The sequence below is a fragment of the Aliihoeflea sp. 2WW genome (assembly GCF_000497755.1).
GTDB lineage: Bacteria > Pseudomonadota > Alphaproteobacteria > Rhizobiales > Rhizobiaceae > Aliihoeflea.
Genome location: NZ_AYOD01000049.1, coordinates 35,321 through 61,306, shown reverse-complemented (window position 1 = coordinate 61,306; position 25,986 = coordinate 35,321). Strand labels below are relative to the sequence as shown.

The following is a 25,986-nucleotide window of genomic DNA, read 5'->3' as shown; positions in this document are numbered from 1 at the left end:
CTCCCTCCCCCTTGTGGGGAGGGATAAAGGGTGGGGGTCGCCTTCGTCCAAACCACGAAAGCCGGGTGGTGAATCAAAGATGTTCACCGCGCTGACGTCCCCCTCCTCCTTGTGGGGAGGGGTAAGGGGTGGGGGTTCCACCCAGGAATCGTTGCGAAGCAACTCCGTAGTAAACTGCCGTCCCCCATGGCCCTACGACCCAACCCCCATGGTTCAAGCCTTTTCATGTGACAGGGCAACAATGCTGACCTAAGACGACGCCATGTCCTTCTCCCAAGAATTCGCGCGCGGCATGCGCAAGAGTCCGCCTGTCGTCCTGTCGTCGGCACCCTTCGGGCTGCTGTTCGGCGCGCTCGCCGTCGACAACGGCTTTACTGTCGGCGAGGCGGTGCTGATGAGCGCTGCCGTCTATGCCGGGGCGAGCCAGATGGTGGGGCTGGACCTTTTCGGCCAGAAGGTCGCGCCGTGGCTGATCGCGCTGTCGATCTTCGCCGTCAATTTCCGCCACGTGCTCTATTCGGCAGCGGTCGGCCGGCGCGTGCCCCACTGGGCGCCGGCGCAGCGCGCCTTCGGCTTCTTCTTCCTCGTCGATCCGCAATATGCCGAGGCCGAACGCAAGGCGGAGAATGGCGAGCACGTCACCTTCGCCTGGTTCATGGGCATGGCGACGCCGATCTATCTCTTCTGGGTCGCCGAGGCCTGGATCGGGGCGAGCTTCGGCAGCCTGATCCCGAACACCTATGCGCTCGGGCTCGACTTCCTCTTGCCGATCTACTTCCTCGGCCTCGTGATGTCGTTCCGGCTGCGCCCGCTCTGGCTGCCGATCGTGTTGACCAGCGCGGTCGCCTCCATCGTCGCCTATGAGACGATCGGCTCGCCCTGGCACGTCACGGTCGGCGCGATCGCCGGCATGGCGCTCGCCGCCTTCATGCCGGTCAATGGAAACGGCAATGGCGAGGATGCGGCATGACGACTACCGTCTGGATCATCCTCGCAAGCGCGGTGCTGACCTATCTGTCGCGCATCGGCGGACATCTCGTCCTGTCGCGGTTCGACCGCATCCATCCGCGCGTCGAGGCCAGCCTCAACGCCGTGCCCGCCGCAGTCCTGACGACGCTCGTCGCGCCCGCCGCCTATCATGGCGGGCCGGCGGAGATCGCGGCCATGATCGTCGCCGCCATCGTCGGCTGGCGCAGCGGGTTGATGACGATGTTCGTCGTCGGCGCCGCCGTCCTCATCGCCGGCCGCAACCTATTGTGACAGCGGCGCGGTCGCGGCTGCCAGCCAGGTTTTGACGTCGTCTTCCAACTGGTCGGAAAGCTCGCTCGCCACCCGCGCATGGTAGGCGTCGAGCCAGTCGATCTCGGCCTTTTCCATAAGCGTGACGTCGATCAGCCGCCGGTCGAACGGGGCCAACGTCAGCGTCTCGAAGCCGTGCATGGCAATCTCGCCGCCCGCGATCTGCGCCGCATCCTCCACCACGATCAGGTTTTCCAGCCGGACGCCGTATTCGCCCAGCCGATAATAGCCCGGTTCGTTCGACAAAATCATGCCTGGCAACAGCGCCTGCGTGCCTGTCCGCGCGATGCGCTGCGGGCCTTCGTGGACGGCGAGGAACGAGCCGACGCCGTGGCCGGTTCCATGCGCGAAATCGAGCCCGGCCTGCCACAGCGCGCGGCGCGCGAAGGGATCGACGTCCTGCCCGCGCGTGCCGGCCGGAAAGCGCAGCGTCGAGACGGCAATGAGCCCTTTCAGCACCAGCGTATAGTGCCGGCGCATCGCCTCGGTCGGCTTGCCGATGGCGACGGTTCGCGTGATGTCGGTCGTGCCGTCCTGATACTGGCCGCCGGAATCGACGAGATAGAGTTCGCCGGCGGCGAGCTTGCGGTTGGTATTCGTCGTCACGCGGTAATGGATGATCGCGCCGTTGGGGCCGGCGCCGGAAATCGTGTCGAAGGAGATATCGCGCAGCGGCATCTGCACGTCCTCGCCCGCTTTCGCGCGGGCGGATTCCAGGCGGCTTGCGACTGCGATCTCGTCCACCGTGCCCGGCTGCTGCGCGTCGAGCCAGGTGAGGAACCGGGCCATTGCCACGCCGTCGCGCTTGTGGGCGGCGCGCGAGCCGTTCAGTTCCGCCTCGTTCTTGCAGGCGCGGGGCAAGCGGGCCGGGTCCGGCAGGTCGCTCGTCTTGCCGCCCGCATCCTCGATCGTCACGCGCAGCCATTCGGCCGCAAGCTGCGGGTCGAGGCCGACCGTTGCGCCGTCTTTCGCCAGCGTGCGCAGCTCCGGCTCCAGCGCTGCCGGGGCGTGCAGTTCGGCAAGCTGCGTCAGATAGGCCTTCGCCTCGATGCCGAGCTTTGCCGGGTCGATGAAGAGCGACGGGCGGCCTTCCGCCGGCACAATGGCGAAGGCGAGCGCCAGCGGCGTGTGTTCGACATCGGCGCCGCGGATGTTGAACAGCCAGGCGATCGAGGACGGGTCGGTCAGCACCGTATGCGTCGCGCCGCCCGCGCGGATCGCGTCGCCGATGCGCACGATCTTGTCCTTCGTCAGTTCGCCCGCAAATCCGACCGGTTGGATCGCGACCTCGCCGACGGGCGCGCCCGCCTGGTCGGCCCAGATCGCATCGATGGGGTTGCCGTCCAGCGCAACGAGCTCGCCGCCCGCCTTTTCGCAGGCGTTGCGCAGTGCTTTCGTTTCGGCGACCGTGTGAAGCCACGGGTCGAACCCGAGCCGCGTTCCTGCCGTCAGATTGGTCTCGATCCATTTCGCCGGCGGCGTCTCGACGAGGCTTTCATAGCTAAAGATGCCGGCGTCGGTCTGGTCGCGCACCTGCAGCGTGTAGCGGCCATCGACGAAGATCGCTGCGCTCTCGCTCAAGACGATCGCCGCGCCGGCCGACCCTGTGAACCCTGTCAGCCATTTCAGCCGGTCGGAGCGGGCGGCGACATACTCGCCCTGATGTTCGTCCGCGCGCGGCACGAGAAAGCCGTCGACGCCGCGTCGCGCCAGTTCGGCGCGCAAGAGCGGCACGCGCTCCTTGCCGTGGGCGGGATCGGCATGGCTTTCGAATGTCTGGAACATGGGCTACTCGCATCTCTGGTGTCGGCGATCCATAGCGCGCCCTACGGAGCCGCGAAACCCTGATCGAAGACATCCCGAATTGATGCAATGCAACATTAGCAATTCGCATATGCAAAACGACATGGAAGCCATGCAGCATCGGCACTGGTGAAAAAGGTCAGCACTCCTTACCTTCTTGATCGTGGAGGACACATTCTTCCAATCAGATCAAGGAGAAGACGAAATGGCAAATGCAGCAAAGCGCGGTTTCTTCCGCGGCGCAATGGACGCCCTCGTCGAAGCGCGTTCGAAGCAGGCGACCCGTTATGTGAACAGCGCGCTCCTCATGCTCGACGACGAGACGCTGCGTTCGCACGGCTACACCCGTGACGAACTGAAGAAGAGCGCAGGCGGTTCCTACCTCTACTAAGCGCGAAGATTTTCGCCCCAGGGGAGACATCGGGGGAAGGGCGGTCCGGGGGCGGGCCGCCCTTTTCTTATGTCAGCGCTTCAGATGCAGCGCCACCCAGCCTTCGCGGCGGATGGTGCGGACATGGCGGAAGGACTGGCCGACATAGGCTGCGATCACCGCCTCGCGCTGGCGCTCCAGAATGCCCGACAGGATCAGCGAACCATCCGGCGAAACGTTGCGCGCCATCTCCGGCGCGAGCGTCATCAGCGGCCGCGCGAGGATGTTTGCGACGATCAGGTCGAAAGGCCGCCATTTCGCGAAGACGTGGTGATGGAAGCCGGCCGCCGTCACCGTGTCGACATAGGCATGGGCGTGGTTGAGCCGCACGTTCTGCCGCGCGACGTCGACGGCGACCGGGTCGATATCCGTCGCCAGCACCGGAATGCGGCACAGCTTCGCCAGCGCGATTGCAAGCACCGCGCTTCCCGTTCCAAGGTCGAGCGCCGTGCGCGGGCGCTCGCGGCGGGTCACGTCCATGATGAGTTCGAGGCACCCGGCCGTGGTGCCGTGATGGCCGGTGCCGAAGGCGAGGCCCGCCTCGATCTCGATGGCGAGGTCGCCGATCCGGCGCTGGTCGCGGTCATGCGCCCCGTGGACAAGGAACCGTCCGACCCGAACGGGCTTCAGACCTTCGAGCGACTTCGTCACCCAGTCGATATCGTCGAGGTTCTCGCGTTCGAGCGTCGCGCCGGGCGCGTGGGCTTTCAGGACGTCCGCGATGCGCGCTTCCAGCCCCTCCGGCTCGTCCTCGATATAGACCGACACTTCGTCGATGCCGGCATCCTCGTCGAGATCGAAGATCGAGATCGGGAAGCCGTCATCTTCGAGCATCGTTTCGAGCTGTCGATAAACGGCCTCGGCGTCCTTTTTCGCGGCGCTGAAGTAAAGGCGTGTCTGGGGCACCGCGTCGTCCTCTGGTGGTGTCAGCTCGCGGCCAGGCGCTTCAGCTTGGCGACGGCGTTTTCGGGATTCTCCCCATAGGCGATGGTGCCCATGAAGTCACCTGAACTGTCGAGCAGCAGGATCGATGCGGTGTGGTCCATCGTGTAGTCGCCGCCTTCAAGTTCCACCTTGCGCATGAAGATGCCGAACGACTTCGCCATCGCCTCGATCTTCGCCGGCTCGCCGGTGATGCCGGTGATGCGGTCGGAGACGTTGCCGACATAGGTATCGAGGATTTCCGGCGTGTCGCGCTCGGGGTCGACGGAGACGAAATAGGCGCGGATGTCCTCGCCTTCCGTGCCGAGCTGGTCGAGCCAGCCATCCATCTCGTAGAGCGTCGTCGGGCAGATTTCGGGGCAGTGGGTGAAACCGAAGAACACCGCCGAAGGCTGGCCACGGAAGGCCTGCTCGGTGATCTCCTCGCCGCGCTGGTCCACGAGCGTGAACGGCTCGCCGAAGGAGCGCGCGACGGTGCGGTTCGCATACCAGTCGAAGCTGATCCAGCCGACGGCCGCAGCCACGATGATTACGCTTGCAACGAGAAGGGTCCGCATGTCGGCTGTCGTCCGGTCAGGTCAGGGTTTGCAGGATCAGAAGCACCAGGCGAGGCCGGTTTCGGCCATCGCCATGAAGATGCGCGCGCCGCTGTCGAGCCAGCCGGCGAAGGCGAGCCCGGTCGCTGCCGAGAGTGCGAGTGCGCCGGCGGCAAGCAGAAGCGGTGTCGTGATCCGGTTCAGGGTCATGAACCAGATATAGCGCCGCGGCGGGGGCGCCGAAAGATGTCATCTTGCCGCCGTCCGGCGGGCCACGTACACGCTTTTGCGATGACCGCCTTCCTGCCGCACGATTCCGAACCGAAGATCCATACGACGGCCGAGCTCAAGGGCTGCCGTCTCGGGCGCTTCGTCTCGGTCGGCCCGCGCGTCCTGTTGCGCGACGTGGAGGTCGGCGACTTCTCCTATTTCGAGCGCCATGGCGAGGCGATCTACACGACCATCGGCAAGTTCTGCTCGATTGCGGCGAATGTCCGCATCAACGCGCTCGAACATCCGATGGAGCGCGTCACCACGCACAAGATCACCTACCGGCCGAACGAATATTTCCGCTTCCACGGCGTCGATGCCGGCTACCGGTCGCACCGGCAAGCCGCGCGCGTCACCATCGGCAACGATGTGTGGATCGGCCATGGCGCAGTCATCATGCCCGGCGTTTCCATCGGCGACGGCGCGGTCGTCGGTGCCAATGCCGTCGTCACCCGCGACGTGCCGGCCTATGCGATCGTCGCCGGTTCGCCCGCGCGCGTCTTGCGCCAGCGCTTTCCGGCGGATGTCGCCGCGGCGCTGGTCGAGATGGCCTGGTGGGACTGGCCGCATGAAAAACTGGCCGAAGCGTTGCCGGACATGCAGCAGCTTTCGATCGAACAGTTCGTGGCCAAGTATCGAACCGATAAAGCTTGATTCAAATGCTGCCTGTTAAGGTCAAGGCGAAAGGTTAACCGGCCGTTTATTGGTTGTGTTAATGAAATATTGCAATTCCAGATTGCATATCCTGCAGTGCTGTGGCCTCCTCATCTCCGGAAACGAACCGAACCGGCGCGATCAAGAGAGGAGAAGACCACATGAAGACCTTCATCATCGTCACGACCGCAGCAGCAGCCCTTGCTCTTTCCGGTATGTCGGCCCAGGCCGGCGGCTGGGGCGGCAGCAAGAACTCGCACAATTATTCGAGCGGGCTCATCAACGTCTCGCCGTCGGTGCGCACCGGCAACGTCAACCTGCTCAACGGCACGTCGGTGCTCAACAACTCGCCGATCGCTTCGGGCAATGTCCTCTCGGGCATCCTGAGCGGCAACCAGACCGGCAACGGCATCGGCAATGGCAACGGCATCCTGGGCGGCACGCTCGGCATCCTCGGCGGAAATTCCAGCAAGTATTCCGTCCGCAAGGGCCGCCGCTAAGGCGAACATCGCTTGAGGAAACGGGCGGCTCCGGTCGCCCGTTTTCGCATGTGCTAGACACACCTTAGAGGCGGGTTCGCACCGCCAGGGACGCGTCGAGCCGGTCCTTGGCGAAGTCGATGTCCGGCGCGCGCGTCTCGCCATAGTCGAGGCGCAGGACCAGCGTCACTTTTTCGGACGCCTGCCAGCCCAATTCGCCATAGATGCCGCGGCGGTTCTCGCTGTAACCGAGAACGAGATTGTCGCGCGCCTCGACGAATATGCCAGTCGATAGAGCGAAATGTTCGGCAAGCGGCCAGGCAAGCTGCGCTTCGGCGCGCCGCACCCAGGACGCCAGAAGGTCGTCCGTGTCGTCGCTTTCGAAACCCGTTCGCAACGTGCCGCGCAGTTCCAGCCCGGCGATAGGCGCAATCGCGGTCGCCTCGATCGACGGGCGCACGATGTCGATCAGGTCGAAGGAGGCGCGCAGCCATTCGCCGCCCGCGGCAAGCGCGAACGCATATCCATTCTCGCTTCGCCAGCCGATCTCGCCGCGAAGCTGCAACCGGTCGAGGTTTATCGCCTCCGCGAAACTCCCGGAGAAAGTCGTCCGCTCCGCGGTCGTCCGGACTGCTCTTTGGACCGGGCCGTCGGTATGCGTCAGCGCCTGGCTGGCAAAGATGCGGTCGCGATCCGGCTCCAGTCGCAAGGCCGGCAGGACATCGTCTTCGAAGAACGTATCGCGCGCGCGTTCGCGAAATCCCTTCACCTCCGTCGTCGAGACCAGTGCCGGCGTCAGGCGAAGGCCCACCACTGCGCCGGCGCCGCCGATCGTCTTCGCCGTCTGCGTCCCGATCGCCAGGTCCTCGATGACCAGCGCGTCGCCTTCGCGGATGTGTCGCAGAAAAAGCGTGCCGCGCAGTTCGAGGTCTTCCGACGGGCGCAGCGTCGTCTGCGTCTCGATACCGCCGGCGGCATCGTTCTCGATGGTGAAGAGGTCGTGCCGGCGCAGTTCGCCACCGAGCGTGATCCGCGTCTCTCCGAGCCCATGGTCGATGTCGCCAGCGACCGACCCGCGCATCAGCGTGTACCAGTCGGAGACCGCCAGAGGCTCGTCAAGCACGTTGTCGGTGTAGTGCCGCGAGATAGAAATCTCGGCGCTAACGGGCGAGGGCGCGTCCGCTTCGGAAGCCATTGCGATGCCGGGCAGGAGCAGCAGCGGAGACAGGACGGCAAGACGCATGGGACCTCGGACGATCTGTCCGGGAGACCCGAAACCCCTTCCGCCGCGGGGGTGGTGAGACGGAAGGGGTCCCGGAGTCGAACCGCCCGGAAGCGGAATGTGCAAGGCGTGATTGCCGTGCAGGTGAACGATCGCATCTGCAACTTAAAACTGTATTAAAATTATCAAATGCAACCGAAAGGCGCAATCACGCTGCCGTGACGAACCCGTCCAGCACGCGCTTCTGGCCCGCCTTGTCGAAGTCGATGGTCAGCTTGTTGCCTTCGATCGCGGCGATGTTGCCATTGCCGAATTTCTGGTGGAACACCCGGTCGCCGACCGTGAACGCCGAGGGCGTCTCGGCAACGGATTTGGCGACCAGTTCACCCTCGATGGTGCGACCCTTGATGGAGCCGCGCCCCGCACCGAAGCCCGAATCCGGCTCGCCATAGCCGATCCGCTCGATCTGATGGCCTGAGCGCGAGCCCCAGTTGCGATCGGTCGCCTCGGTCTTGTTCTTTTGCGCGCGTTGCCAGCCGGGCGTCGCGTAAGTGTTCGAGAACGATCCCTGATCGTCGAAGCGTGACGCGCCGTATGGATTGCGCCGCCCGGCAAACCCGCCGCCATGGCTCACGCCGTACCCGCCATAATTGCTGTTGCCGCTCTCGGCGACCTCGACATGCGCTTCGGGCAGTTCGTCGAGGAAGCGCGATGGGATCGTCGATTGCCACAGCCCATGGATGCGCCGGTTCGAGGTGAACCACAGATGGAGGTTCTTCTTCGCGCGCGTCAGGCCGACATAGGCGAGGCGGCGTTCCTCTTCGAGGCCGGAACGCCCACCCTCGTCGAGCGCGCGTTGGTGCGGGAAAAGCCCTTCCTCCCAGCCCGGCAGAAACACGGTGTCGAATTCCAGCCCCTTGGCCGAATGCAGCGTCATGATCGAGACGGCATCCATCTCCTCCTGCTGCTCGGCATCCATGACCAGCGCGACATGTTCGAGGAACGAGCGCAGCGACTCGTAGTCCTCCATGGAACGGATCAGTTCCTTCAGATTGTCGAGTCGGCCCGGCGCCTCGGCCGAGCGGTCGTTCTTCCACATCTCGGTATAGCCGCTCTCCTCGAGAATGGTCTCGGCGAGTTCGGTGTGGGACATGGTTTCCAGCGCACTTTGCCAGCGCGCGAAATTGGCGGAAACCTCGCGCAGGCTGGCGCGCGGCTTCGGCTTCAACTCGTCGCTTTCGGCCAGCTTCGCCGCCGCTTCCAGCATCGGAATGCGCAGCGCGCGCGCCGTGTCGTGGATCTGCCGGATCGTCGCCTCGCCGAGGCCGCGCTTCGGCACGTTGACGATGCGCTCGAAGGCGAGGTCGTCGGCCGGCTGCGCGACGACGCGGAAATAGGCCATGGCATCACGGATTTCCGCCCGCTCGTAGAAGCGCGGGCCGCCGATGACGCGGTAGTTTAGGCCGAGCGTGACGAAGCGATCCTCGAACTCACGCATCTGGAACGACGCGCGCACCAGAATCGCCATGTCGTTCAGATTGTTGCCCTTGCGCTGCAACGCCTCGATCTCGTCGCCGAGCGCGCGCGCTTCCTCTTCCGAATCCCAGGCGGCGTGGACCATGACGCGCGGGTCGTCCGGATCGGATTTTTCCGTGAAGAGCGTCTTGCCGAAGCGCCCTTCATTGTGCGCGATCAGGTGCGACGCCGCGCCGAGAATGTGCGAGGTCGAGCGGTAGTTGCGCTCGAGCCGGATGACGGTCGCGCCGGGAAAGTCCTTGTCGAAGCGCAGGATGTTGTCGACCTCGGCCCCGCGCCAGCCATAGATCGACTGGTCGTCGTCACCGACGCAGCAGATGTTGGGCGAAACGCGCGATCCGTCCCGCGCGGCGGGACGCTGCGCCAGAAGCCGCAGCCACATATATTGCGCGGTGTTGGTGTCCTGATATTCGTCGACGAGGATGTAGCGGAATTTCTCATTATATTCGCGCAGCACGTCCGGATAGGCGCGGAAGATGCGGATCGGGTGGCACAAAAGGTCGCCGAAGTCGCAGGCGTTGAGCGTCTGCAGGCGGTCCTGATAGGCCTTGTAGAGTTCGCGGCCCTTGCCATTGGCAAAAGCGCGCGCGTCGCCTTCGGGAATGTCGGCAGGGCCGAGACCCTTGTTCTTCCAGCCGTCGATCATCTGCGCGAACTGGCGTGCGGGCCAGCGCTTGTCGTCGAGCCCTTCGGCCTGGATCAACTGCTTGATCAGCCGCACGACGTCGTCGGTGTCGAGAATGGTGAAGCCGCTTTTCAGCCCCGCCAGCTCGGCATGGCGGCGCAAGATCTTGACGCCGATGGAGTGGAACGTGCCGAGCCACGGCATGCCCTCCACCGCCTCGCCGACGAGCACGCCGATGCGCGTCTTCATCTCGCGCGCGGCCTTGTTGGTGAAGGTCACGGCGAGGATCTGGCTTGGATAGGCGCGGCCGGTCTGCAGGATGTGCGCGATGCGCGTCGTCAGGACGCGCGTCTTGCCCGTGCCGGCGCCGGCGAGCACGAGCACCGGGCCCTCCGTCGTCTCGACCGCCAGGCGCTGTTCGGGGTTGAGCCCGGTCAGATAGTCGGGCGCATTGGGGCGTCGCGCGGCCATGGCGCGCGCGGCCAGCCCGCCGCCTTGCGGCTGCGGCGCGGGAGAAGGGCGTCGGGGACGGTCGTCCTCGTCGAAGAAGGGAATATCGTCGGGAAATCCGGACATGTCCTGCAATGTAGTGATTCGGGACCGAAAGACCAGAACGCGAACGGATCGCTCCGGTCAGGCGCGCGGGAAGACGAGCCGCGTCACCGAGCCTTTGTCGTTCTCATAGGCGATGTCGCCGCGCAGCGTCCGCGCGAAACCGGCCATGATGCGGTGACCGAGACGGTCGCTCGTGGCCGGATCGAAGCCTTCGGGAAGTCCCGGTCCGTCGTCGGACACGATCAGCGCCAGCTTTTCGCCGCCCATGTCGACCAGCCGCACGTCGATGCGCCCGCTCTCGCGGCCGTCGAATGCGTGCTTCAGCGAGTTGCTGACCGCCTCGATCAGCACCAGCGACAGCGTCATCACGCGCTCGACTGGCAGGACGATGTCGTCGGCCACGACATTGCAGGTTACGTGCCGGCGTCCCGACGCGTCGATCAGGTCCTGACAGATCGCGCCCAGCGATTGCGACAGTTTCTGCGTCTTGGTGTCCGGATCGTACAGCCGGCGATGGACGCGCGAGAGCGTTTCGAGCCGCAGCCGCGCATCTTCCAGCGCGCCGGCCGCCTCGGCATTGCCGCTCAGGCGCCGTTTGTGGATGCCGAGCAGGCTGGAAACGAAGGCGAGGTTGTTGGCGATGCGGTGCTGCAGTTCCTGGAACAGCGTGCGCCGCTCCTCGGCCAGCATCGACGCCTCGGCTTCCTGCCGTTTCGCGCGTTCCACCGCCTCGTTCATCAGGTGGATGATCGTGATGTCGACCGCCATCACCAGCACGAAGAACGCCAGCGCCACGATCGCCTGATAGCCGAGGTCGAAGCTCATGAAGGGCGGGATGAACCAGTACCAGGCGGCGAGCGTCGACAGGATGGCGCACACGATTCCTTCGCGCGTCCCGCCCAGGAATGCCGTCAGCATCACGGCCGGAAAGAAGGTCAGAAACGGGAAGCCGCTCGGCAGATAGGCGTCGACCGCAAAGCGCAGAACCAGCGCGGCGGCAAAGCTTGCGCATGCGAAAATCCAGCCGAAAAAAGGTCTGCCGCGCAGCCTCGAGGCATAGTCGAAAATCATGGAACGGCCGAAAAGGGATAAAGGAAAGCTTTCAACTGAAAGTTATGTTGGAACGGCGCGCGCACGTCAATCCGATCGCTTCCGCGCGGATCGGCAAAGGCGGTGGCTTTCGCCGCTTTTCTGGCATAATCGAGGTCCGGGGACGGGCGAACCGAGAGTTGAGATGGACGACAGCGAAAGACCCGGCAATGCCGATCAGGGGCCGGGAACACAGGCGGGCCACGGCTTTCGCCGCAGCACGCGTGCCGCCTCGGCGCTCGGCGCGGCCTTGCGGACGGAACTTGGCGCAGCGCTGCGTGCCGCATCGTCGCGGTGGCGCCGATACCGGGCGCGACCGGATGTCGCGACGCCGAAACGCGCGTCCGGCGTCACGCGAACGCGCCGCAACCGCATTCTCGTTGCGCTTTCCGGCGTCGCGCTCGCGGGTATCCTCGTCGTTGCCGGGATTCTCTTGTGGGCGCTTCGGGACGTTCCGTGGGAAGAGATCGCGGACGGATCGATCGCGCCGGTCGTGGTGCTCGAAAGCGCCGATGGCACGCCGCTGGTGCAGGAGGGGCCCTATCAGGGCGCCTATACGCGCGTCGATGCCTTCCCCCAGCATCTCGTCGACGCCGTGCTCAGCATCGAGGATCGTCGCTTCTACGATCATTGGGGCGTCGACCTTCGCGGCATCGCGCGCGCCTTCATGCGCAATCTCGACGCCGGCGAGGTGGTCCAGGGCGGCTCGACGATCACCCAGCAGCTCATCAAGATCTCCTATCTGGAGCGCGACCGCACCTACCGGCGCAAGATCCAGGAACTCGTCATCGCCTTCTGGCTGGAACGCCGGCTCGGCAAGGACGAAATCCTGACGCGCTATTTGAACAACATCTATCTCGGCGCCGGCGCGACTGGCGTTCCGGCTGCCGCGCGCATCTATTTCGACAAGGAGCCGGGCGAACTCGACCTCGGCGAATCCGCCATGATCGCGGGCCTGATCATCGCGCCTTCCGTCCTCAACCCGATCGCCAATGCCGATCGCGCCGAGGAGCGGGCGCGCGTGGTGCTCGACGCGATGGTCGCCAACGGCAAGATTTCGGCCGATGAAGCGGCAGCGGCGAAGGCCGCCTATGCCGAGTTGAGGCCGACGCGGCCCGCGAGCCGCTCGGGAAGCTGGTTCGCCGACTGGGCGATGCGCGACGCGCGCGAGATCGCGGCCGACTATCGCGGCACGATCAGCGTCGCAACGACGCTCGAGCCGCAATTGCAGGCCGTCGCCGAGCGCGTCCTGCGCGAGGCGCTGGATGGCGCCGGCGCGGACGGCCCGGGGCAGGGCGCGCTCGTCGCGATGGGGCCGGACGGTGCGGTGCTCGCCATGGTCGGCGGGCGGAACTATCAGGAAAGCACTTTCAACCGCGCCGTCGATGCACGCCGCCAGCCCGGCTCGACGTTCAAGACGTTCGTGCTTCTCTCCGCCCTTCAGGCCGGCATCGACCCGCGCGCGCTCGTTCCCGACGAGCCGATCACGATCGACGGCTGGACGCCGGAAAACTTCGGCGGCCGCTACTATGGCCTCGTGCCGATCTATGAGGCTTTCGTGCGTTCGCTCAATGCGGCGATGGTCGTCCTGGCGCAGGAGGTCGGCATCGGGCATGTCGCCGCGGCGGCGCGCGATCTCGGCATCGATGCGGAACTGACCGAAACGCCCGCCCTCGCGCTCGGCGCCTCGGAAGTCACGCTGATCGACCTCACCGGTGCCTATGCCTCGATCCTCGCCGGCGTGGCACCGGTCGAGCCGTGGGGCATCGTCTCGTTCCGCACCGACGAAACCCGCGACGGCTTCCGCGTCGGGCCGAGCCGTCGCCCGGACATCGACATCTCGCCCTTTCGCGACGACTTGATCCGGCTCCTGAGCATGGTCGTCGAACAGGGAACGGGACAGGCGGCGCGGGTCGACGGATTTTCCGCTGGCAAGACCGGAACCAGCCAGAACTATCGCGACGCGTGGTTCGTCGGATTCACCGAAAATCTCGTCGTCGGTGTCTGGGTGGGAAATGACGACGACACGCCCATGAAGGGCGTGACGGGAGGCGCATTGCCGGCGTCCATCTTCAAGTCCTTCATCGACGGCACGTCGGTCGAGGCCCTTGCCGCGCAGTCCGAAGCCGGCGGCTCGGTCGACGAAGGCAGGGCGGGCTCAGGCGAGGTGGCCGCGCAATCCTGCAATGTCCAGGCATGTGCGCGCGCCTATCGATCGTTCCGCTCGTCGGACTGCAGCTATCAGCCCTATCGCGGCTCTCGCCGTCTTTGCGAGCGCTGACCTAACCCGTCGATGCGGCCCAGTTCGCCGCATAGTCCGGCGAAAGCACGAATCCGACCGGCAGGGAACTTGCCGGCGGCGGTTCGCGAACGCCTTCCTTCAAATAGGTCAGCGCCGCGGTGAGCCCGTTCATCGTATAGGGCTTGGCGATGACGCCGACAGCGCCGGCGAAATTCTCGGGCAGGCTGCGCGGATTTGCGGTCATGAAGACTGCCAGCGAACGCCCGCTGTCGCGAATATATTCGGCAATGCGAACCCCTGTCGGTCCATCCGCCAGGTTCAGGTCGACGAACGCGATGTCGGCTTCGTTCCCGTCTACCAGTGCCTTCGCCTCGGCGAAGTTGGTCGCCCAACCGACGACGGAATTGCCGCTGTCCTCGATGAGTCCTTCCAGTTCGAGGGCGAGCAGCGCTTCGTCCTCGACGATGATGATCTTCAGCGGCTCCAATTGAAGCGGCTCCATGGCATTCTCCTATGGCGACGGCTGCTTGGGCGCGTCGTCCTGTGGCAGTTCGATGGTTGCGCGTGTGCCCGGTTGCATGTCCTCCCAGGAAATGTCTGCCTTCAACTGACGGCTGAGCGAGCGAATGAGCTTGGTGCCGAAGGAATCCGCGCCGTCGGCGCCATTCATTCCAGAGCCATTGTCCTCGACCTCGATCCGGAACCGGTCGCCCGAGCGTGCGATGCGCGTGGTCAGGACCGGACGAGCCTCGGCATCGAAAGCGTGCTTGAGCGCATTCGTGACGAGTTCGTTGACGATCAGAGCCAGGGGCGTGGCGCGATTGGCCGCGATCTCCACGCTGTCGAGTTCGAACCGGGTTTCCATGTCGGCAAATCTCGATGCCGCGACGACGTCCCTCACGAGGTCCTTCAGAAAATCGCTGACGTCGAAACGGCCGACGTCCTGCGATTGATAAAGCCGGCGGTGGACCGTCGACAGCGCCTCGACCCGCGCCAGCATGTCCTGGAGCGACTGGCGCGCGGTCTCGTCGGCTATGGTGCGGGCCTGCATGACGATGAGGGACGACACCATTTGCAGGTTGTTCTTGACCCGGTGATCCACCTCATGGAGCAGCGCTGTCTGCGCCTCAAGCGCCACTTCGAGTTCGGCGGTGCGCTCGGCGACCGCCCGCTCGAAACGCTCCTTCTCGCGGATTGCATGTTCCTCGCCCCACTTGCGTTCCGTGACGTCGAGCTGTGAAGCGAAGAAGAACTGAAGTTCGCCCTGCTCGTTGCTGACAGGGCTCAGATAGAGCGCGTTCCAGAACGCACTCCCATCCTTGCGATAGTTCAGGATATCGACATTGATCGCGCGCTTCTCCGCGATTGCCGAGCGAAGTTCGGCGACCGCCAGCGGATCGGTATCGTCACCCTGCAAAAAGCGGCAATTTTGTCCCATGACCTCGTCGCGGCCGTAACCTGTCAGGCGCAGGAAGGCTTCATTGACGAAGACGATCGGATTGTCGGGCAGGCGCGGGTCGGTGATCAGCATGGCCATACGCGTTGCGCGTATGGCAGCCGCAAACGGATCGCCCTTGCCCTGCTCGGCATGGAGATCGTCCGTCATGTGCCATGCTTCGGAGCTTTCGCCCCTCGATTTCCAGTCCATGTCCCGCCAACCTTGGAATTGATCCATTGATGCAGGCGGATAACGAGGGCGCGCGTGCTTTGTTGCATCGACGCCACAGGTTAATGAAAAACTGGACCGTTCAAGACTTGCGTTTGATTCCCACGGAACGGCCGGCTCGCTCGGGCTTCGGCAGGCTCTGATGTGCGGCGTGCATCGCCTTCATGTTGGCGAGGATGTCGTCGGGGAAATGCGCGACCTTGGGACCGTTCATGTCGACATGCAGCGTCAGCACCTCGCAGGTCGCGGCGAGCCAGCCATCGACATGGCGCAATTCCTGATAGGCGTGAAAGCGCTTCTCGTCGAAATCGAGAAGCTGGAACGAGCAGGTCACCTTGTTGCCAAGATGGAGTTCGCGAACGTAGCAGACATGGATTTCCGCCGTGTATGTCGTCAGCCGTCGCTCCTTGGCGTAGTCCGGCCCCATGCCGAGCATCGCGAAGGCTTCGTCGGAACAGCGGTCGAACAGGACGTTGTAATACGCCATGTTCAGGTGGCCGTTATAATCGATCCAATCCCTCTCGACCTCCATCACGCGGGAGATTACGGGCGCTGCTGTCGACATTCTGGGAGCTCCTCCTTTTGCCGTTCGGGCTGCGTCAAACCGAAACCGATTTGCACGTCCGGCGGATAGCGATACAGAACAGGGAACCGGTGGTCCACAGATGCGGCGCCGGCGACTGGAGGAGCGGACATGGCACTGGCAGAACTCGTCGACATCGAACGCAACGAAACCGGCATCGCGGCGGTGCTCGACGCGCTGGCCGACCAGTTCGGCGACCGGTTGCAGACCGGCCGGGCCATTCGCGAACAGCATGCCCATTCGACGAGCTACATTCCCGCCCAGCTTCCCGACGGCGTGGTTTTCGCCGAGAGCGAGGCCGATGTGCAGGCAGTCGTGCGACTTTGCGCCGCCAATCGCGTTCCCGTCATCGCATTCGGAACCGGAACCTCGCTCGAAGGTCACGTCAATGCGCCGGGCGGCGGCATATCGCTCGACCTGTCGCGCATGAACCGCGTGACCACGGTCAATGCCGAGGATCTCGACTGCACCGTCGAGCCCGGCGTCACGCGCGAGGACCTCAACACGCATCTGCGCGATACCGGCCTGTTCTTCCCGATCGATCCCGGCGCCAATGCCAGCCTCGGCGGCATGGCATCGACCCGCGCCTCGGGCACCAATGCCGTGCGCTACGGCACGATGCGCGACAACGTCATTTCCCTTCGCGCCGTCATGCCGGACGGGCGCATCGTCCAGACCGGGCGGCGGGCACGCAAATCGTCGGCCGGCTACGACCTGACGCGTCTCCTCATCGGTGCCGAAGGCACGCTCGGCATCATCACCTCGCTGACGCTGAAGCTCTACGGCATCCCGCAGGCGATTTCCGGGGGCGTCTGCCAGTTTCCCTCCGTCGATGCGGCCTGCCAAGCGGTCATCGCGACGATCCAGATGGGCATTCCCGTCGCCCGCATCGAACTCATCAATGCGCTCGGCATGCGCTCGCTCAACCAGTATTCCAAGCTTTCCTATGCCGAGAGCCCCTGTCTCTTCCTCGAATTCCACGGTTCCGAATCGGGGGTCGCCGAGCAGGCGGAGCTCTTCGGGCAGATCGCGGACGAGTTCGGCGGCGGGCCGTTCCAGTGGACCAAGGTCGCCGAGGAGCGCACGAAATTGTGGAAGGCGCGGCACGACGCCTATTGGGCGGGCCTCGCGCTTCGACCCGGCTGCAAGGCGCTGACGACGGATGTCTGCGTGCCGATCTCGCGGCTTGCCGAGTGCATCGGCGAGACCGAGGCCGACATCGCCGAGCACGGCCTCGTCGCGCCGATCGTGGGCCATGTCGGTGACGGGAATTTCCACGTTCTCGTGCTGGTCGACGGCGAGAACCAGGATGAGATTGCTGCGGCGGAAGCCTTTGTCGGCCGCCTCAACATGCGCGCCATCGCCATGGACGGCACCTGCACCGGCGAACATGGCGTGGGGCAGGGCAAGGCGGGCTACCTCGTCCACGAACTGGGGCCGGGCCTCGACATCATGCGCGCGATCAAGACCGCGCTCGACCCCGACAACATCATGAATCCGGGGAAAATCCTGCCGCGCGCGCAATTATGAGCGGCCAATTCGGGTTTGCCACTGTATCGACGCGGACAAGCCGTTAAAGTCGGTTCCACGAGGATATCTGAGCGGGAGCGGATCGCTGGCGCGCCTCTTTGTCATTATCGGCGGTTTGATCGTGCTGGCGCTGTCGGTGGCGCTGGTCGGGCCGTTCTTCGTCAACTGGACCTCCTATCGCGCCGATTTCGAGCGTGAGGCGAGCCGTATCCTCGGGCGTGAGGTCACGGTCAAGGGCGAGGCCAGTGCGCGGTTGTTGCCGTTCCCATCGGTCACCTTCGCCGACGTGTCGGTCGCGGGCGGTCCGGGCGGCGAGCCGGCGATGCAGGTCGAAACCTTCTCGATGGACGCCGAACTCGCACCCTTCCTGCGCGGGGAAATCCTGATCTTCGACATGCGGCTCGTACGGCCGATCATGACCGTCGAACTCGACGAGGAGGGCGGTCTCGACTGGATCGAGCGCCCCGGCGGCGATGCCGTCCGGCAGGTCACGTTCGAGAACATTTCCGTCGAGGATGGCGAGCTGCGTCTCTTCCATCGCAAGAGCGAGCGGCTGCATCGCGTGTCTAACCTCGATGCCCGGATTTCCGCGCAGACGCTTGCCGGGCCCTGGCGGCTCGACGGGACCGGTGCCGTCGACGGCGTGCCGACATCGATCGGCCTTTCGACCGGTACGTTCGAGAACGACGCGATCCGTGTTCGCCTGCGCGCATCGCCTTTTGGCTCGCCATTCCTGGTCGAAACCGACGGAAGTGCCCGGATTTTGGACGGAAAAGCTGTCTATTCGGGCCAGTTTCGCGCCGAAATGGTCGAGAATCGGCCCGAAAATCAGGCCTCCGCACCGGTTTCAGCCCATCGCGTGACCGGAAATTTCGAAATCGACCATGACGCGCTCGACATTCCGGAGTTCACCTACCAGACCGGTCCGGCGGACAATCCCTATATCGCCAGCGGCCGCGGCGGGCTCGATTTCGGCGTCGACCCGCGCTTCTTCATCGCCGCGGACGGCGCGCAGATTCGGCTCGACGAGGGGAGCGAACCGGGGACGGCCAGCCTCGAAACGCGGCTTGCCGGGGTCGAGCGCCTGCTTGCCGCCTTGCCGAAGCCTGCGGTTGCCGGGACGATCGAGGTCAATCTGCCGGCGCTCGTTGCCGGCGATACGACGATCCGCGATCTGACGTTGAATGCCGAGCCATCGCAAACCGGCTGGAAAATCAACAATTTGCGCGCGCTTCTTCCGGGCCGTTCGACCATCGAGGCGAGCGGCGATCTGGTGGCGACGGACGGGTTGCAGTTCGATGGCGAACTGCTCGTCGCGGTCAACCAGCCCTCCGGCTTCGCGACCTGGCTTGCACGCGACGTCGACGACGCGATCCGGCGCCTGCCGCCCGGCGGCTTCAACGCGCAGGTCGCGCTGTCGCGCGAGCGCCAGTCCTTCCGCGATCTCGAACTGGCTTTGGGCGGCGCCATTTTCCGCGGCGAGATCGACAGTGCGACGCCCGCCGACATGCGCCCGTCGCTGCGGGTCGCGCTCGACGGCGACCGGCTCGATCTTCCCGCCATGCGCGCCTTTGCCTCGCTCTTCGTCAGCGAAACGGGTACAGCCCGGCTCGAGGAGCGCGACGTCGACATCGACCTGAAGGCCGGGCCGGTGACGTTCGACGGGCTGGAAGCGGGGACGCTCGATACGGCGATCCGGTTGCGGCAGGGCCAGATCGAGGTGGACCGGCTGGCGATCGGCGATCTTGCGGGCGCCAATGTCAGCGCGACCGCCTCGCTGCACGGCCTTGGCGAGACGCCGACCGGCCATGTCGACGCCTCGGTCATCGCGGTCGATCTCGCGCCGCTGGTCGACGCGCTCGCAGCGCGTTTTCCGGACAATCGCGCGCTGGCCGGGCTATCGGCCCGCGCCGGTGCCTATCCGGGTCTTCTCGAAGATGCCGAGCTCGATCTCGTCGCCAGCGCCGTCGAGGGCGAAGGCGGCGCGGTCGGCGCCAATGGCAGCGTTGGCGGCACTGCGCTGCAGATGACGCTGACGAGTGCGCGAACCGATCTGCCGATCGCCGACCTGCCGATCAATCTCAATTTCACCCTGCGCAACGACGAACCGGCCGCGATCTACGCGCTGGCTGGCATTCCGGGCCTGCCGCTCGGTTTCGTCGGGCCGGCGGAGGTCACCGGGCGGGTGATCGGAGAGCTTTCCCGCGGTGCTGAAGCTTCGGTCGGACTGCGCGGCGAAGGGCTCGACGCCGCCTTCGACGGTTCCTTGCAACTCGACGCCTCGGATGTGGCGGTCCAGGGTTCGCTGGCGCTCGATGCCGACGATCTTTCGGGCTGGCTGGCGACGGCTGGTGTCTCGCTTCCCGGCATGACGGCCGGTCTCCCGTTCGACATTCGCACCGGCATCGACGTCGAGGACGGGCTCGTCGTCCTGTCCGGCATCAGCGGAACGGCCCTCGATCAGGTCTTGAGCGGCGATCTCAACATCGACATGCGCGAGGGACGCCCCCATCTGGCCGGTGCGCTCGACATGCCGCAGATCGACCTTGGCTGGCTGGCCTCGCTGGTGGTCGGCGAGGCGGCGCTTGCGGACGGGGCGGTGCCTTTCGAAGCGGCGCCGACCAGCCTCTTCACCGCCAATCTCGACCTGACGGCCGGCCGCGCCGAGATCGGAGCGGAATCGCTGACGGACATGTCGGGCGAATTGCGGTTCGGCCCCGAGGGTTTGCGGCTGAACGGGCTGAGCGGCACGATCGCCGGTGGCGGGTTGCGCGGCTTTGCCGAACTCGCCAACAATTCGGGAACGGCACTGTTCCAGGCGCAACTGGCGCTGACCGGCGGGTCCCTGTCGGACGCGCTCAACCAGCCGGCGCTTGCCGGCGATTTCGACCTTTCGGCGGTCGCAAGTTCGAATGGGCGCACGCTCGATACGATGATGAGCGCGCTGTCGGGGACCGTCAGTCTCGACCTGCCGCAATTCGCCATTCGCGGCCTCGATGGCGGTGCCTTTGCGGACCTCATTGCCGAGGCGGACCGGATCGGCCGTGACATCGACGAGGATGCGACGCAGGCTTTCGCACCGGGCATCATCGGCAAGGGTGTGTTCGAGGCGCGGACCGGCGAGATCGCCCTGTCGATGGCCGGCGGACAGTTGCGCGCCCCGCCGATCCGCCTCGAAGGTGCGGGGGCGGATGTGAGCGCGGATGTGCGCGCCGACCTGACGCGCGGTAGCGTCTCGGTCGATGCTCTCGTTTCCTACGAGGCCGGCGACGAGGAACTGGTTGGGTCAGAGCCTGCGGTGCGCATCTTTATCGAAGGTCCGCCAAGCGCTCCGGACATTCGCTTCGACACCCAGCCGCTCGCCCAATTCCTGACGCAGCGCGCGCTCGAGATCGAGCAGGCGCGCGTCGAGGCGATGCAGGCGAGCCTTCTCGAAGCGCAGCGCCTGCGCCGCGAGAACCGTTATTTCGCCGCCCTTGAGCAGGAGCGCCTGCAACGGATCGAAGAGCGCCGTCGCGAGGACGCCGAGACGTTCCTGCGGGAAGAGGCGGCGCGCGTTGCGCGCGAGGCGGCCGAGGAGGACGAGCGACGGGCGGCCGAAGCCGCGCGGGCGGCAGAGGAAGCCGAGCGACTGGCGCAGGAAGAGGCCGAGCGCCGCGCTGAAGAGGCGGAGCGCGTCCGGCGCGCTGCCGAAGAGGCCGAGGAAGCCGCGCGGCGGCAGGAGCAGCAGTCGAACGAGACGGATGCGTTCCGGCTCGATGTCGAGCGCTTCCTGCAACAGGACGGGGCTTTCGACACCGCGCCGCCTGCGCCGACGCCCGCCCCGGCACCTCCTGCGCCTGCAGGCGCGGACATCTTTCGTCCCGAAAACCTGACGATCGACGGGCTGCTCGGCCGCGACGGGCTCTACTGACCGGCGATCCCGCGCCGCTTCAGTTCGTCGAGCACGAAAAGGCGCAGGGCCGAGGAGAGGTTGGTGCGACGATCGCGGGTCGCATCCACCTGCGCCACGAGCGCGGCGAGCGACATGGATTTTTCGTCCGCCAGCCGGTTCAGTTCTTCGAAGAAGGCGTCTTCCAGGGAAATGCTGGTGCGGTGGCCGCGGATCGACATCGAGCGCTTGACGATGCCGCTCATTCGTCCGCTTCGGATGTCAGGCGATGCGCGTCGAGATGGGCATCTCGCGCGGTTTCCTCGGCCTGCTGAACCTTGCGTTCGGCAAGGGTGCGGCCGTGTTTGAGGCGGTTCGCCTCTGCGGTGGCGGCGTCGTCGTCCCGCTTGCGGCGCTTTCGCGCCTGCCGGAGATTGACGATTTCGCCCATCGCTACTTCTTGCGGAATGAATCGAGGGAGACGACCTGGGCGCTCGCCTTGTCGCCGGTCTTTTCGCCCGCTTCGTCGTCCTTCGCGGCCAGTTCGAGCTTCTCGGCCTTCTTGACGGCGGCAGGCTTCTTCGGCGCAGCCGCGACGGGCTTGATCTCCGCGACCGGCTCCGGCTCGATCTCCGGCGCATCTTCCGCGCGCACGTCGAATTCGAGCTCGAAATTGACCGACGGATCGTAGAAGCCGCGCACGGCGGAGAACGGGATTTCAAGCTTTTCCGGAACGTCGGCGAAGGAAAGGCCGACCTCGAAACCGGTGTCGGTCACCTTCAGGTCCCAGTACTGGAACTGGACGACGATCGTCATCTGGTCGGGATAGCGCTCGCGCAGGCGGCTCGATATCCGCACGCCCGGCGCACGCGTCAGGAAGGTGATGAAGAAGTGGTGATTGCCGGGCAGGCCGGTCTTCGCCACTTCCGACAGAACCTTGCGCATGACGCCGCGAAGCGCCTCCTGCGCGAGGATGTCGTAGCGGATCAAATCTTCGGCCATTGTTTGCCTGCGCATCCTGAATCGTTTCGTCCTTGGTGTAGTCAAGCTTCAGGCCGAGGTAAACCGGATTCAGGATTCCGGCGCGGCAGCGCCGATCACCTCGCGGACGAAGGCCACACGCTCGGTGACCGTGCCGAGCGGCAGGCGCACGATTTCGTAGCCGAATTCGCGATAGGCGCGCTCGACGGCGTCGCTCGTGGCGGCGGCTTCTTGCGGGCTCTGGTCGCGTTCGCCGTCGTTGCGGTAGATTTGCGGCCAGTGCGGCGCGACGAAGACGACCGGGTTGTAGCGCAGGCGCCGCGCGGCGGTGACGAAATGTGCGGGCACCGGCCGGTTCATCAGGCGCAGATAGCCGATGAGGTCGGGAATGCCGCGATCGAACAGGACGGGACCGGCATGGCGCCGGGCTTCCTCGTGATTGCGCATGTCGAAGGCGAGCATCAATTCGGCGAAGAAAAGCGGATCATCGCCGCGCGGTGATGCGCCGACGGCCTGCCGCGCCCTGATGATGGAGCGCCCGGCTTCGGGCATCGCGGCAAGACCTTCGCCGGCGAGGGCGGAGATCAGCGTCGACTTGCCGGTTCCCGGTCCTCCCGTGAAGGCAAAAAAGCGATCCGTTTCAGTCATCTGTCCTCGCTTCATGGCAAAGAGAATCATTTGCGCGGGGCGCGCAGCGACAAAGGGACAGGAGAGGGGAGAGAAGTGGAGGTTTCTGTTGCCAGGTACCTCCGAACCCCGCCTAAAGGTGCGAACCCATAGGGCTTGATTTGAAGCTATCGCACCGCATTAAGCGGCGAGACGTGCTTCCGCATAGTTGTCGTTTGCAACTACTATTGTAGCCCGATGACGGTGGTACAATGCCGGGTACAGCGTGCTGTCTTTCAACGTCCGTCGATCCCATTTCACCCCCATCAGCAGCCCGTCCAACAAAATTGTCGCGCGGGCGGGTTCCTGGTGGAGGTGGCGGTTTCGAAACCGCGTCCGGTCCATCTATTGCACAGTCGGTTTAGCACCATAGCCGCCTTGCGACGGCACTTCAGAGATAGGCGCTTGCGACCCGGTTTGCAAGACGGATCATGGCTTGCGCGGCGCGCCCATTCGCCAGCCCAGCGCGGCGCCGCCGAGCCACAGGACGAGCGAGGCGGCGACGTAGAACGCGGCCATCGCGTGCCGGTCGTCCTGGATGAAAATCAGCGTCTCCAGACTGAATATCGAAAAGGTGGTGAAGCCGCCGCAAAAGCCGGCGAGCCAGAAGGCGCTCGCGGTCGCGCCGAGCGCGCCGGCCGCCTCGCGCCGCGCCAACAGCGCGATGAGGAAGGAGCCGGCGACGTTTGCAACCAGCGTTCCGGCCGGGAAGTGCGCGCCGAGCATGGCCAAGGCTGCGACCGAGACGAGATAGCGCGCGAGCGAGCCGAGCGCGGCGCCGCTGGCGACGGCAAAGAGCAGACGTGCGTTCATGCGGCGAGCCAGAAGCCGAGCGCGGCGGCGGCTATGCCGATGAGGAGCGACAGCGCGACATTGGCGGCCGCGCGGCCAGGCTTTCCAGCGTGGACGAGCGACAGGGTTTGAAGGGAAAAGGACGAGACGGTGGTGTAGCTGCCAAGGAAACCGATGATGGCGAGCTGCCAGATTCGCAGGTCGGGCGACGGGGCAAAGTGTCCGGCCGCGACCCCGATCAGGAAGGCGCCGGTGGCGTTGACCACGAGCGTGCCCCAGGGAAAATCGGGGCCGTACCGCCGCGCGACGATGCCCGCGACGGTGACGCGCGCGAGGCCTCCGGCCGCTCCGCCCGCGGCCACGAGCGCCAGACTCATCGCATCGACCATGTTTCGATCCTTGCCCCACCTCCCTTTGGGTTATCTTGACAGCCGCGCTTTGTGAAGCCAACCAAGCAGCGGGGGGCGATGGTCAGGGAGACGGGTCGATGGACGACCATCTTGCCGACGTCCGCCGCTACGATCCGACGGCCGACGCGGAGGCGATCGAGCGGATCGTCAAGCATCTGGGCGTGGCGCTCAGGAACCCGCAATCGCTGCACATCAAGGCGCTCGATGCCAAGCACGCGGCCAGGCTGCGCGAGAAATGGTGCGGCAGGAAGCTCGGCTGCACCGACCGCGAGCGCGCCGACCTCGCCATCGAAATGGCCGACCTCGCGATGGGCGCGGACAACGAGCGCAAGCGGGTGACGTTCTACTATCTGGTGGCGAAGCAGCTCGGACGGCTCGATGCGCTGTGAACAAGAGACGATCGGTGGTGGGCGCGACTCATCGCGTGCGATAAAGTAAGCCGTTCAAGGCGGTGATGCATGCGGCAATATCTCGATCTTCTCCAGCACGTCCTCGACCACGGCGTCGACCGGGGCGACCGCACGGGCACCGGCACGCGCGGCGTTTTCGGCTACCAGATGCGGTTCAATCTCGAAGAGGGCTTTCCGGTCCTCACGACCAAGAAGCTGCACCTGAAATCGATCATCCACGAACTGCTCTGGTTCGTCGCCGGCGATACGAACGTGCGCTATCTGAACGAAAACGGCGTGACGATCTGGGACGAGTGGGCGGACGAGAACGGCGAACTCGGCCCTGTCTACGGCAAGCAGTGGCGCTCGTGGCCGAAGCCGGATGGCGGGTCGATCGACCAGATCGAAAACCTCATTTCCGAGATCAGGACCAATCCGAATTCGCGCCGGCTGATCGTCTCGGCGTGGAACCCGGCCGAGGTCGACCAGATGGCGCTGCCGCCGTGCCATTGCCTGTTCCAGTTTCACGTCGCCAATGGCCGGCTGTCGTGTCAGCTCTACCAGCGCTCGGCAGACATCTTCCTCGGCGTGCCGTTCAACATCGCTTCCTATGCGCTCTTGACGATGATGATCGCGCAGGTGACGGGGCTGAAGGCGGGGGATTTCGTGCATACGCTCGGCGACGCGCATCTTTACTCGAACCATTTCGAGCAGGCGCGCGCGCAGCTTCAGCGCCAGCCGCACGCCCTGCCGGCGATGAAGCTCAATCCGGCGGTGCGCAGCCTCTATGATTTCCGCTTCGAGGATTTCGCGCTCGAAGGCTATGTCGCCGAGCCGTCCATCAAGGCGCCGATCGCGGTTTGATGACGGAGCCTGCACGCATCCCGGTCAGCCTCGTCGTCGCCATTGCCGAGAACGGCGTGATCGGGCGCGACGGTGACCTGCCGTGGCGGCTGTCGACCGACTTGAAGCGCTTCAAGGCGCTGACGCTCGGCAAGCCGATCGTCATGGGCCGCAAGACCTGGGAGAGCTTTCCGAGGCGCCCGCTGCCGGGGCGGACGAACATCGTCATCACGCGGCAGGAGGATTTTGCCGACGAAGGCGCGGTCGTCGCGCGGTCGCTCGACGAGGCGCTGGCGATCGCCGCAAGCGAGGCGCCCGATGAAATCTGCGTGATCGGCGGCGGACAGATATTCGGCGAGGCGATGGCGCGGGCCGACACGCTGCACGTCACGCATATTCTGGCGGCGATCGACGGCGATACGTTCTTTCCGCGGATCGACGAGGCTGCGTGGACGCGGGGCACGACGGAGCGCGTGCCGGCCGGAGAGCGTGACAGCCATGCGAGCGAATACGTCATCTATTCACGAAATAGCGCGACCAACGGCCGCTGACGGACGATCGGCGGCCGGTTTG

At 65.2% G+C, this 25,986-nt stretch carries 27 protein-coding genes and 1 other RNA gene; 11 read left to right on the top strand and 17 right to left on the bottom strand.

Translation table 11 applies throughout. The features are described 5' to 3' along the window. The first annotated feature begins 262 nt into the window (after positions 1 to 262). Positions 263 to 970 (top strand): AzlC family ABC transporter permease, encoded by a 708-nt coding sequence (locus tag ALII_RS0118420; protein ID WP_029660701.1) that lies wholly within the window; start codon positions 263 to 265, stop codon positions 968 to 970. After that, positions 967 to 1,260: an AzlD family protein gene (locus ALII_RS0118415; RefSeq protein WP_024588689.1), complete on the top strand. Its 294-nt coding sequence runs from the start codon at positions 967 to 969 to the stop codon at positions 1,258 to 1,260. The genes ALII_RS0118420 and ALII_RS0118415 overlap by 4 nt, the downstream gene beginning before the upstream one ends. Here ALII_RS0118415 and ALII_RS0118410 read toward each other — a convergent pair. Beyond that, the gene (locus tag ALII_RS0118410; RefSeq protein ID WP_024588688.1) at positions 1,252 to 3,084 is read right to left on the bottom strand and encodes an aminopeptidase P family protein; all 1,833 of its coding nucleotides are present in this window, start codon (positions 3,082 to 3,084) and stop codon (positions 1,252 to 1,254) included. The two genes, ALII_RS0118415 and ALII_RS0118410, sit on opposite strands and share 9 nt — an antisense overlap. 223 nt (positions 3,085 to 3,307) lie before the next feature. Between ALII_RS0118410 and ALII_RS0118405 the strand changes: the two genes are divergently transcribed. Beyond that, complete coding sequence (locus ALII_RS0118405) at positions 3,308 to 3,493, top strand: hypothetical protein (RefSeq protein ID WP_024588687.1); 186 nt, start codon at positions 3,308 to 3,310, stop codon at positions 3,491 to 3,493. 72 nt (positions 3,494 to 3,565) lie between these two features. On the opposite strand, the gene ALII_RS0118400 is transcribed toward ALII_RS0118405, so the two are convergent. From ALII_RS0118400 to ALII_RS22910, 3 genes are read right to left on the bottom strand one after another with little or no spacing between them, the layout of a single operon-like run. After that, positions 3,566 to 4,438 (bottom strand): 50S ribosomal protein L11 methyltransferase, encoded by an 873-nt coding sequence (locus ALII_RS0118400; protein WP_024588686.1) that lies wholly within the window; start codon positions 4,436 to 4,438, stop codon positions 3,566 to 3,568. Between the two features lie 20 nt (positions 4,439 to 4,458). Next, the gene (locus ALII_RS0118395) at positions 4,459 to 5,031 is read right to left on the bottom strand and encodes an SCO family protein (protein ID WP_024588685.1); all 573 of its coding nucleotides are present in this window, start codon (positions 5,029 to 5,031) and stop codon (positions 4,459 to 4,461) included. Between the two features lie 36 nt (positions 5,032 to 5,067). After that, a complete protein-coding gene (locus tag ALII_RS22910) occupies positions 5,068 to 5,220 on the bottom strand; it encodes a hypothetical protein (RefSeq protein ID WP_173401421.1) in 153 nt (50 codons plus the stop codon). 81 nt (positions 5,221 to 5,301) lie between these two features. Here ALII_RS22910 and ALII_RS0118385 point away from each other — a divergent pair, with 81 nt between their 5' ends. Together ALII_RS0118385 and ALII_RS0118380 are read left to right on the top strand one after the other, a co-directional pair. After that, positions 5,302 to 5,934, top strand: a complete 633-nt coding sequence (locus tag ALII_RS0118385; RefSeq protein WP_024588684.1) for a DapH/DapD/GlmU-related protein — start codon at positions 5,302 to 5,304, stop codon at positions 5,932 to 5,934. Between the two features lie 161 nt (positions 5,935 to 6,095). Further along, on the top strand, positions 6,096 to 6,434 hold the full coding sequence (locus ALII_RS0118380) for a hypothetical protein (RefSeq protein WP_024588683.1): 339 nt from the start codon (positions 6,096 to 6,098) through the stop codon (positions 6,432 to 6,434). 64 nt (positions 6,435 to 6,498) lie between these two features. On the opposite strand, the gene ALII_RS0118375 is transcribed toward ALII_RS0118380, so the two are convergent. The 3 genes from ALII_RS0118375 to ALII_RS0118365 form a co-directional block, all read right to left on the bottom strand. Further along, positions 6,499 to 7,656, bottom strand: a complete 1,158-nt coding sequence (locus ALII_RS0118375; protein WP_024588682.1) for a hypothetical protein — start codon at positions 7,654 to 7,656, stop codon at positions 6,499 to 6,501. A gap of 187 nt (positions 7,657 to 7,843) precedes the next feature. Continuing rightward, complete coding sequence (locus ALII_RS0118370) at positions 7,844 to 10,372, bottom strand: UvrD-helicase domain-containing protein (RefSeq protein ID WP_024588681.1); 2,529 nt, start codon at positions 10,370 to 10,372, stop codon at positions 7,844 to 7,846. Between the two features lie 57 nt (positions 10,373 to 10,429). After that, positions 10,430 to 11,422, bottom strand: a complete 993-nt coding sequence (locus ALII_RS0118365; protein WP_024588680.1) for a DUF4118 domain-containing protein — start codon at positions 11,420 to 11,422, stop codon at positions 10,430 to 10,432. Between the two features lie 163 nt (positions 11,423 to 11,585). Between ALII_RS0118365 and ALII_RS0118360 the strand changes: the two genes are divergently transcribed. Beyond that, the gene (locus tag ALII_RS0118360) at positions 11,586 to 13,721 is read left to right on the top strand and encodes a PBP1A family penicillin-binding protein (protein WP_024588679.1); all 2,136 of its coding nucleotides are present in this window, start codon (positions 11,586 to 11,588) and stop codon (positions 13,719 to 13,721) included. 1 nt (position 13,722) lies between these two features. Here ALII_RS0118360 and ALII_RS0118355 read toward each other — a convergent pair whose 3' ends face one another. The 3 genes from ALII_RS0118355 to ALII_RS0118345 form a co-directional block, all read right to left on the bottom strand. Then, positions 13,723 to 14,184, bottom strand: coding sequence for a response regulator (locus ALII_RS0118355; RefSeq protein WP_029660699.1), 462 nt, complete (start codon positions 14,182 to 14,184; stop codon positions 13,723 to 13,725). 9 nt (positions 14,185 to 14,193) lie between these two features. Further along, positions 14,194 to 15,288: a histidine kinase dimerization/phosphoacceptor domain -containing protein gene (locus tag ALII_RS0118350; protein ID WP_161632283.1), complete on the bottom strand. Its 1,095-nt coding sequence runs from the start codon at positions 15,286 to 15,288 to the stop codon at positions 14,194 to 14,196. Between the two features lie 142 nt (positions 15,289 to 15,430). Further along, the gene (locus tag ALII_RS0118345; RefSeq protein ID WP_024588676.1) at positions 15,431 to 15,913 is read right to left on the bottom strand and encodes a thioesterase family protein; all 483 of its coding nucleotides are present in this window, start codon (positions 15,911 to 15,913) and stop codon (positions 15,431 to 15,433) included. 129 nt (positions 15,914 to 16,042) lie between these two features. Here ALII_RS0118345 and ALII_RS0118340 point away from each other — a divergent pair, with 129 nt between their 5' ends. Both ALII_RS0118340 and ALII_RS0118335 read left to right on the top strand, forming a co-directional pair. Then, entirely contained in the window at positions 16,043 to 17,461 is a 1,419-nt protein-coding gene (locus ALII_RS0118340; RefSeq protein ID WP_024588675.1) for an FAD-linked oxidase C-terminal domain-containing protein, read from the top strand. Beyond that, the gene (locus ALII_RS0118335; RefSeq protein WP_348265988.1) at positions 17,427 to 21,374 is read left to right on the top strand and encodes an AsmA family protein; all 3,948 of its coding nucleotides are present in this window, start codon (positions 17,427 to 17,429) and stop codon (positions 21,372 to 21,374) included. The genes ALII_RS0118340 and ALII_RS0118335 overlap by 35 nt, the downstream gene beginning before the upstream one ends. Here the strand turns inward: ALII_RS0118335 and ALII_RS0118330 are convergent. The 7 genes from ALII_RS0118330 to ALII_RS0118305 form a co-directional block, all read right to left on the bottom strand. Beyond that, on the bottom strand, positions 21,368 to 21,598 hold the full coding sequence (locus ALII_RS0118330) for a ribbon-helix-helix domain-containing protein (RefSeq protein ID WP_024588673.1): 231 nt from the start codon (positions 21,596 to 21,598) through the stop codon (positions 21,368 to 21,370). The two genes, ALII_RS0118335 and ALII_RS0118330, sit on opposite strands and share 7 nt — an antisense overlap. Further along, positions 21,595 to 21,783 carry a DUF4169 family protein gene (locus ALII_RS0118325; protein WP_024588672.1) on the bottom strand — a complete coding sequence of 63 codons (189 nt, stop codon included), beginning with the start codon at positions 21,781 to 21,783 and terminating at the stop codon, positions 21,595 to 21,597. Before ALII_RS0118325 ends, ALII_RS0118330 begins: the two co-directional genes overlap by 4 nt. Before the next feature lie 2 nt (positions 21,784 to 21,785). After that, entirely contained in the window at positions 21,786 to 22,334 is a 549-nt protein-coding gene (locus ALII_RS0118320) for an SspB family protein (protein ID WP_024588671.1), read from the bottom strand. A gap of 69 nt (positions 22,335 to 22,403) precedes the next feature. Then, on the bottom strand, positions 22,404 to 22,961 hold the full coding sequence (locus ALII_RS0118315) for an AAA family ATPase (RefSeq protein ID WP_024588670.1): 558 nt from the start codon (positions 22,959 to 22,961) through the stop codon (positions 22,404 to 22,406). A 74-nt stretch (positions 22,962 to 23,035) separates the two neighbouring features. Further along, positions 23,036 to 23,406: a transfer-messenger RNA gene (gene ssrA, locus ALII_RS22150) on the bottom strand. A 2-nt stretch (positions 23,407 to 23,408) separates the two neighbouring features. Then, positions 23,409 to 23,792 carry a CrcB family protein gene (locus tag ALII_RS0118310; RefSeq protein WP_024588669.1) on the bottom strand — a complete coding sequence of 128 codons (384 nt, stop codon included), beginning with the start codon at positions 23,790 to 23,792 and terminating at the stop codon, positions 23,409 to 23,411. Beyond that, the gene (locus ALII_RS0118305; protein ID WP_024588668.1) at positions 23,789 to 24,160 is read right to left on the bottom strand and encodes a CrcB family protein; all 372 of its coding nucleotides are present in this window, start codon (positions 24,158 to 24,160) and stop codon (positions 23,789 to 23,791) included. Before ALII_RS0118305 ends, ALII_RS0118310 begins: the two co-directional genes overlap by 4 nt. Before the next feature lie 98 nt (positions 24,161 to 24,258). Here ALII_RS0118305 and ALII_RS0118300 point away from each other — a divergent pair, with 98 nt between their 5' ends. From ALII_RS0118300 to ALII_RS0118290, 3 genes are all read left to right on the top strand, one after another. Continuing rightward, a complete protein-coding gene (locus tag ALII_RS0118300) occupies positions 24,259 to 24,570 on the top strand; it encodes a DUF2853 family protein (RefSeq protein ID WP_024588667.1) in 312 nt (103 codons plus the stop codon). A 69-nt stretch (positions 24,571 to 24,639) separates the two neighbouring features. Further along, on the top strand, positions 24,640 to 25,434 hold the full coding sequence (locus tag ALII_RS0118295; RefSeq protein WP_024588666.1) for a thymidylate synthase: 795 nt from the start codon (positions 24,640 to 24,642) through the stop codon (positions 25,432 to 25,434). Continuing rightward, positions 25,434 to 25,964 (top strand): dihydrofolate reductase, encoded by a 531-nt coding sequence (locus ALII_RS0118290; protein ID WP_024588665.1) that lies wholly within the window; start codon positions 25,434 to 25,436, stop codon positions 25,962 to 25,964. The genes ALII_RS0118295 and ALII_RS0118290 overlap by 1 nt, the downstream gene beginning before the upstream one ends. Positions 25,965 to 25,986 lie beyond the last annotated feature (22 nt).

Excerpts from the sequence above, each read along its gene's own strand:
- ALII_RS0118365 (WP_024588680.1), bottom strand. The coding sequence starts at position 11,422 with ATGATTTTCGACTATGCCTCGAGGCTGCGCGGCAGACCTTTTTTCGGC.
- ALII_RS0118290 (WP_024588665.1), top strand. The coding sequence starts at position 25,434 with ATGACGGAGCCTGCACGCATCCCGGTCAGCCTCGTCGTCGCCATTGCC.
- ALII_RS0118350 (WP_161632283.1), bottom strand. The coding sequence starts at position 15,288 with ATGACGGACGATCTCCATGCCGAGCAGGGCAAGGGCGATCCGTTTGCG.
- ALII_RS0118415 (WP_024588689.1), top strand. The coding sequence starts at position 967 with ATGACGACTACCGTCTGGATCATCCTCGCAAGCGCGGTGCTGACCTAT.
- ALII_RS0118300 (WP_024588667.1), top strand. The coding sequence starts at position 24,259 with ATGGACGACCATCTTGCCGACGTCCGCCGCTACGATCCGACGGCCGAC.
- ALII_RS0118340 (WP_024588675.1), top strand. The coding sequence starts at position 16,043 with ATGGCACTGGCAGAACTCGTCGACATCGAACGCAACGAAACCGGCATC.
- ALII_RS0118405 (WP_024588687.1), top strand. The coding sequence starts at position 3,308 with ATGGCAAATGCAGCAAAGCGCGGTTTCTTCCGCGGCGCAATGGACGCC.
- ALII_RS0118360 (WP_024588679.1), top strand. The coding sequence starts at position 11,586 with ATGGACGACAGCGAAAGACCCGGCAATGCCGATCAGGGGCCGGGAACA.
- ALII_RS0118380 (WP_024588683.1), top strand. The coding sequence starts at position 6,096 with ATGAAGACCTTCATCATCGTCACGACCGCAGCAGCAGCCCTTGCTCTT.
- ALII_RS0118305 (WP_024588668.1), bottom strand. The coding sequence starts at position 24,160 with ATGGTCGATGCGATGAGTCTGGCGCTCGTGGCCGCGGGCGGAGCGGCC.
- ALII_RS0118325 (WP_024588672.1), bottom strand. The coding sequence starts at position 21,783 with ATGGGCGAAATCGTCAATCTCCGGCAGGCGCGAAAGCGCCGCAAGCGG.
- ALII_RS0118375 (WP_024588682.1), bottom strand. The coding sequence starts at position 7,656 with ATGCGTCTTGCCGTCCTGTCTCCGCTGCTGCTCCTGCCCGGCATCGCA.
- ALII_RS0118295 (WP_024588666.1), top strand. The coding sequence starts at position 24,640 with ATGCGGCAATATCTCGATCTTCTCCAGCACGTCCTCGACCACGGCGTC.
- ALII_RS22910 (WP_173401421.1), bottom strand. The coding sequence starts at position 5,220 with ATGACCCTGAACCGGATCACGACACCGCTTCTGCTTGCCGCCGGCGCA.
- ALII_RS0118395 (WP_024588685.1), bottom strand. The coding sequence starts at position 5,031 with ATGCGGACCCTTCTCGTTGCAAGCGTAATCATCGTGGCTGCGGCCGTC.
- ALII_RS0118385 (WP_024588684.1), top strand. The coding sequence starts at position 5,302 with ATGACCGCCTTCCTGCCGCACGATTCCGAACCGAAGATCCATACGACG.
- ALII_RS0118355 (WP_029660699.1), bottom strand. The coding sequence starts at position 14,184 with ATGGAGCCGCTTCAATTGGAGCCGCTGAAGATCATCATCGTCGAGGAC.
- ALII_RS0118410 (WP_024588688.1), bottom strand. The coding sequence starts at position 3,084 with ATGTTCCAGACATTCGAAAGCCATGCCGATCCCGCCCACGGCAAGGAG.
- ALII_RS0118315 (WP_024588670.1), bottom strand. The coding sequence starts at position 22,961 with ATGACTGAAACGGATCGCTTTTTTGCCTTCACGGGAGGACCGGGAACC.
- ALII_RS0118370 (WP_024588681.1), bottom strand. The coding sequence starts at position 10,372 with ATGTCCGGATTTCCCGACGATATTCCCTTCTTCGACGAGGACGACCGT.
- ALII_RS0118310 (WP_024588669.1), bottom strand. The coding sequence starts at position 23,792 with ATGAACGCACGTCTGCTCTTTGCCGTCGCCAGCGGCGCCGCGCTCGGC.
- ALII_RS0118320 (WP_024588671.1), bottom strand. The coding sequence starts at position 22,334 with ATGGCCGAAGATTTGATCCGCTACGACATCCTCGCGCAGGAGGCGCTT.
- ALII_RS0118345 (WP_024588676.1), bottom strand. The coding sequence starts at position 15,913 with ATGTCGACAGCAGCGCCCGTAATCTCCCGCGTGATGGAGGTCGAGAGG.
- ALII_RS0118420 (WP_029660701.1), top strand. The coding sequence starts at position 263 with ATGTCCTTCTCCCAAGAATTCGCGCGCGGCATGCGCAAGAGTCCGCCT.
- ALII_RS0118330 (WP_024588673.1), bottom strand. The coding sequence starts at position 21,598 with ATGAGCGGCATCGTCAAGCGCTCGATGTCGATCCGCGGCCACCGCACC.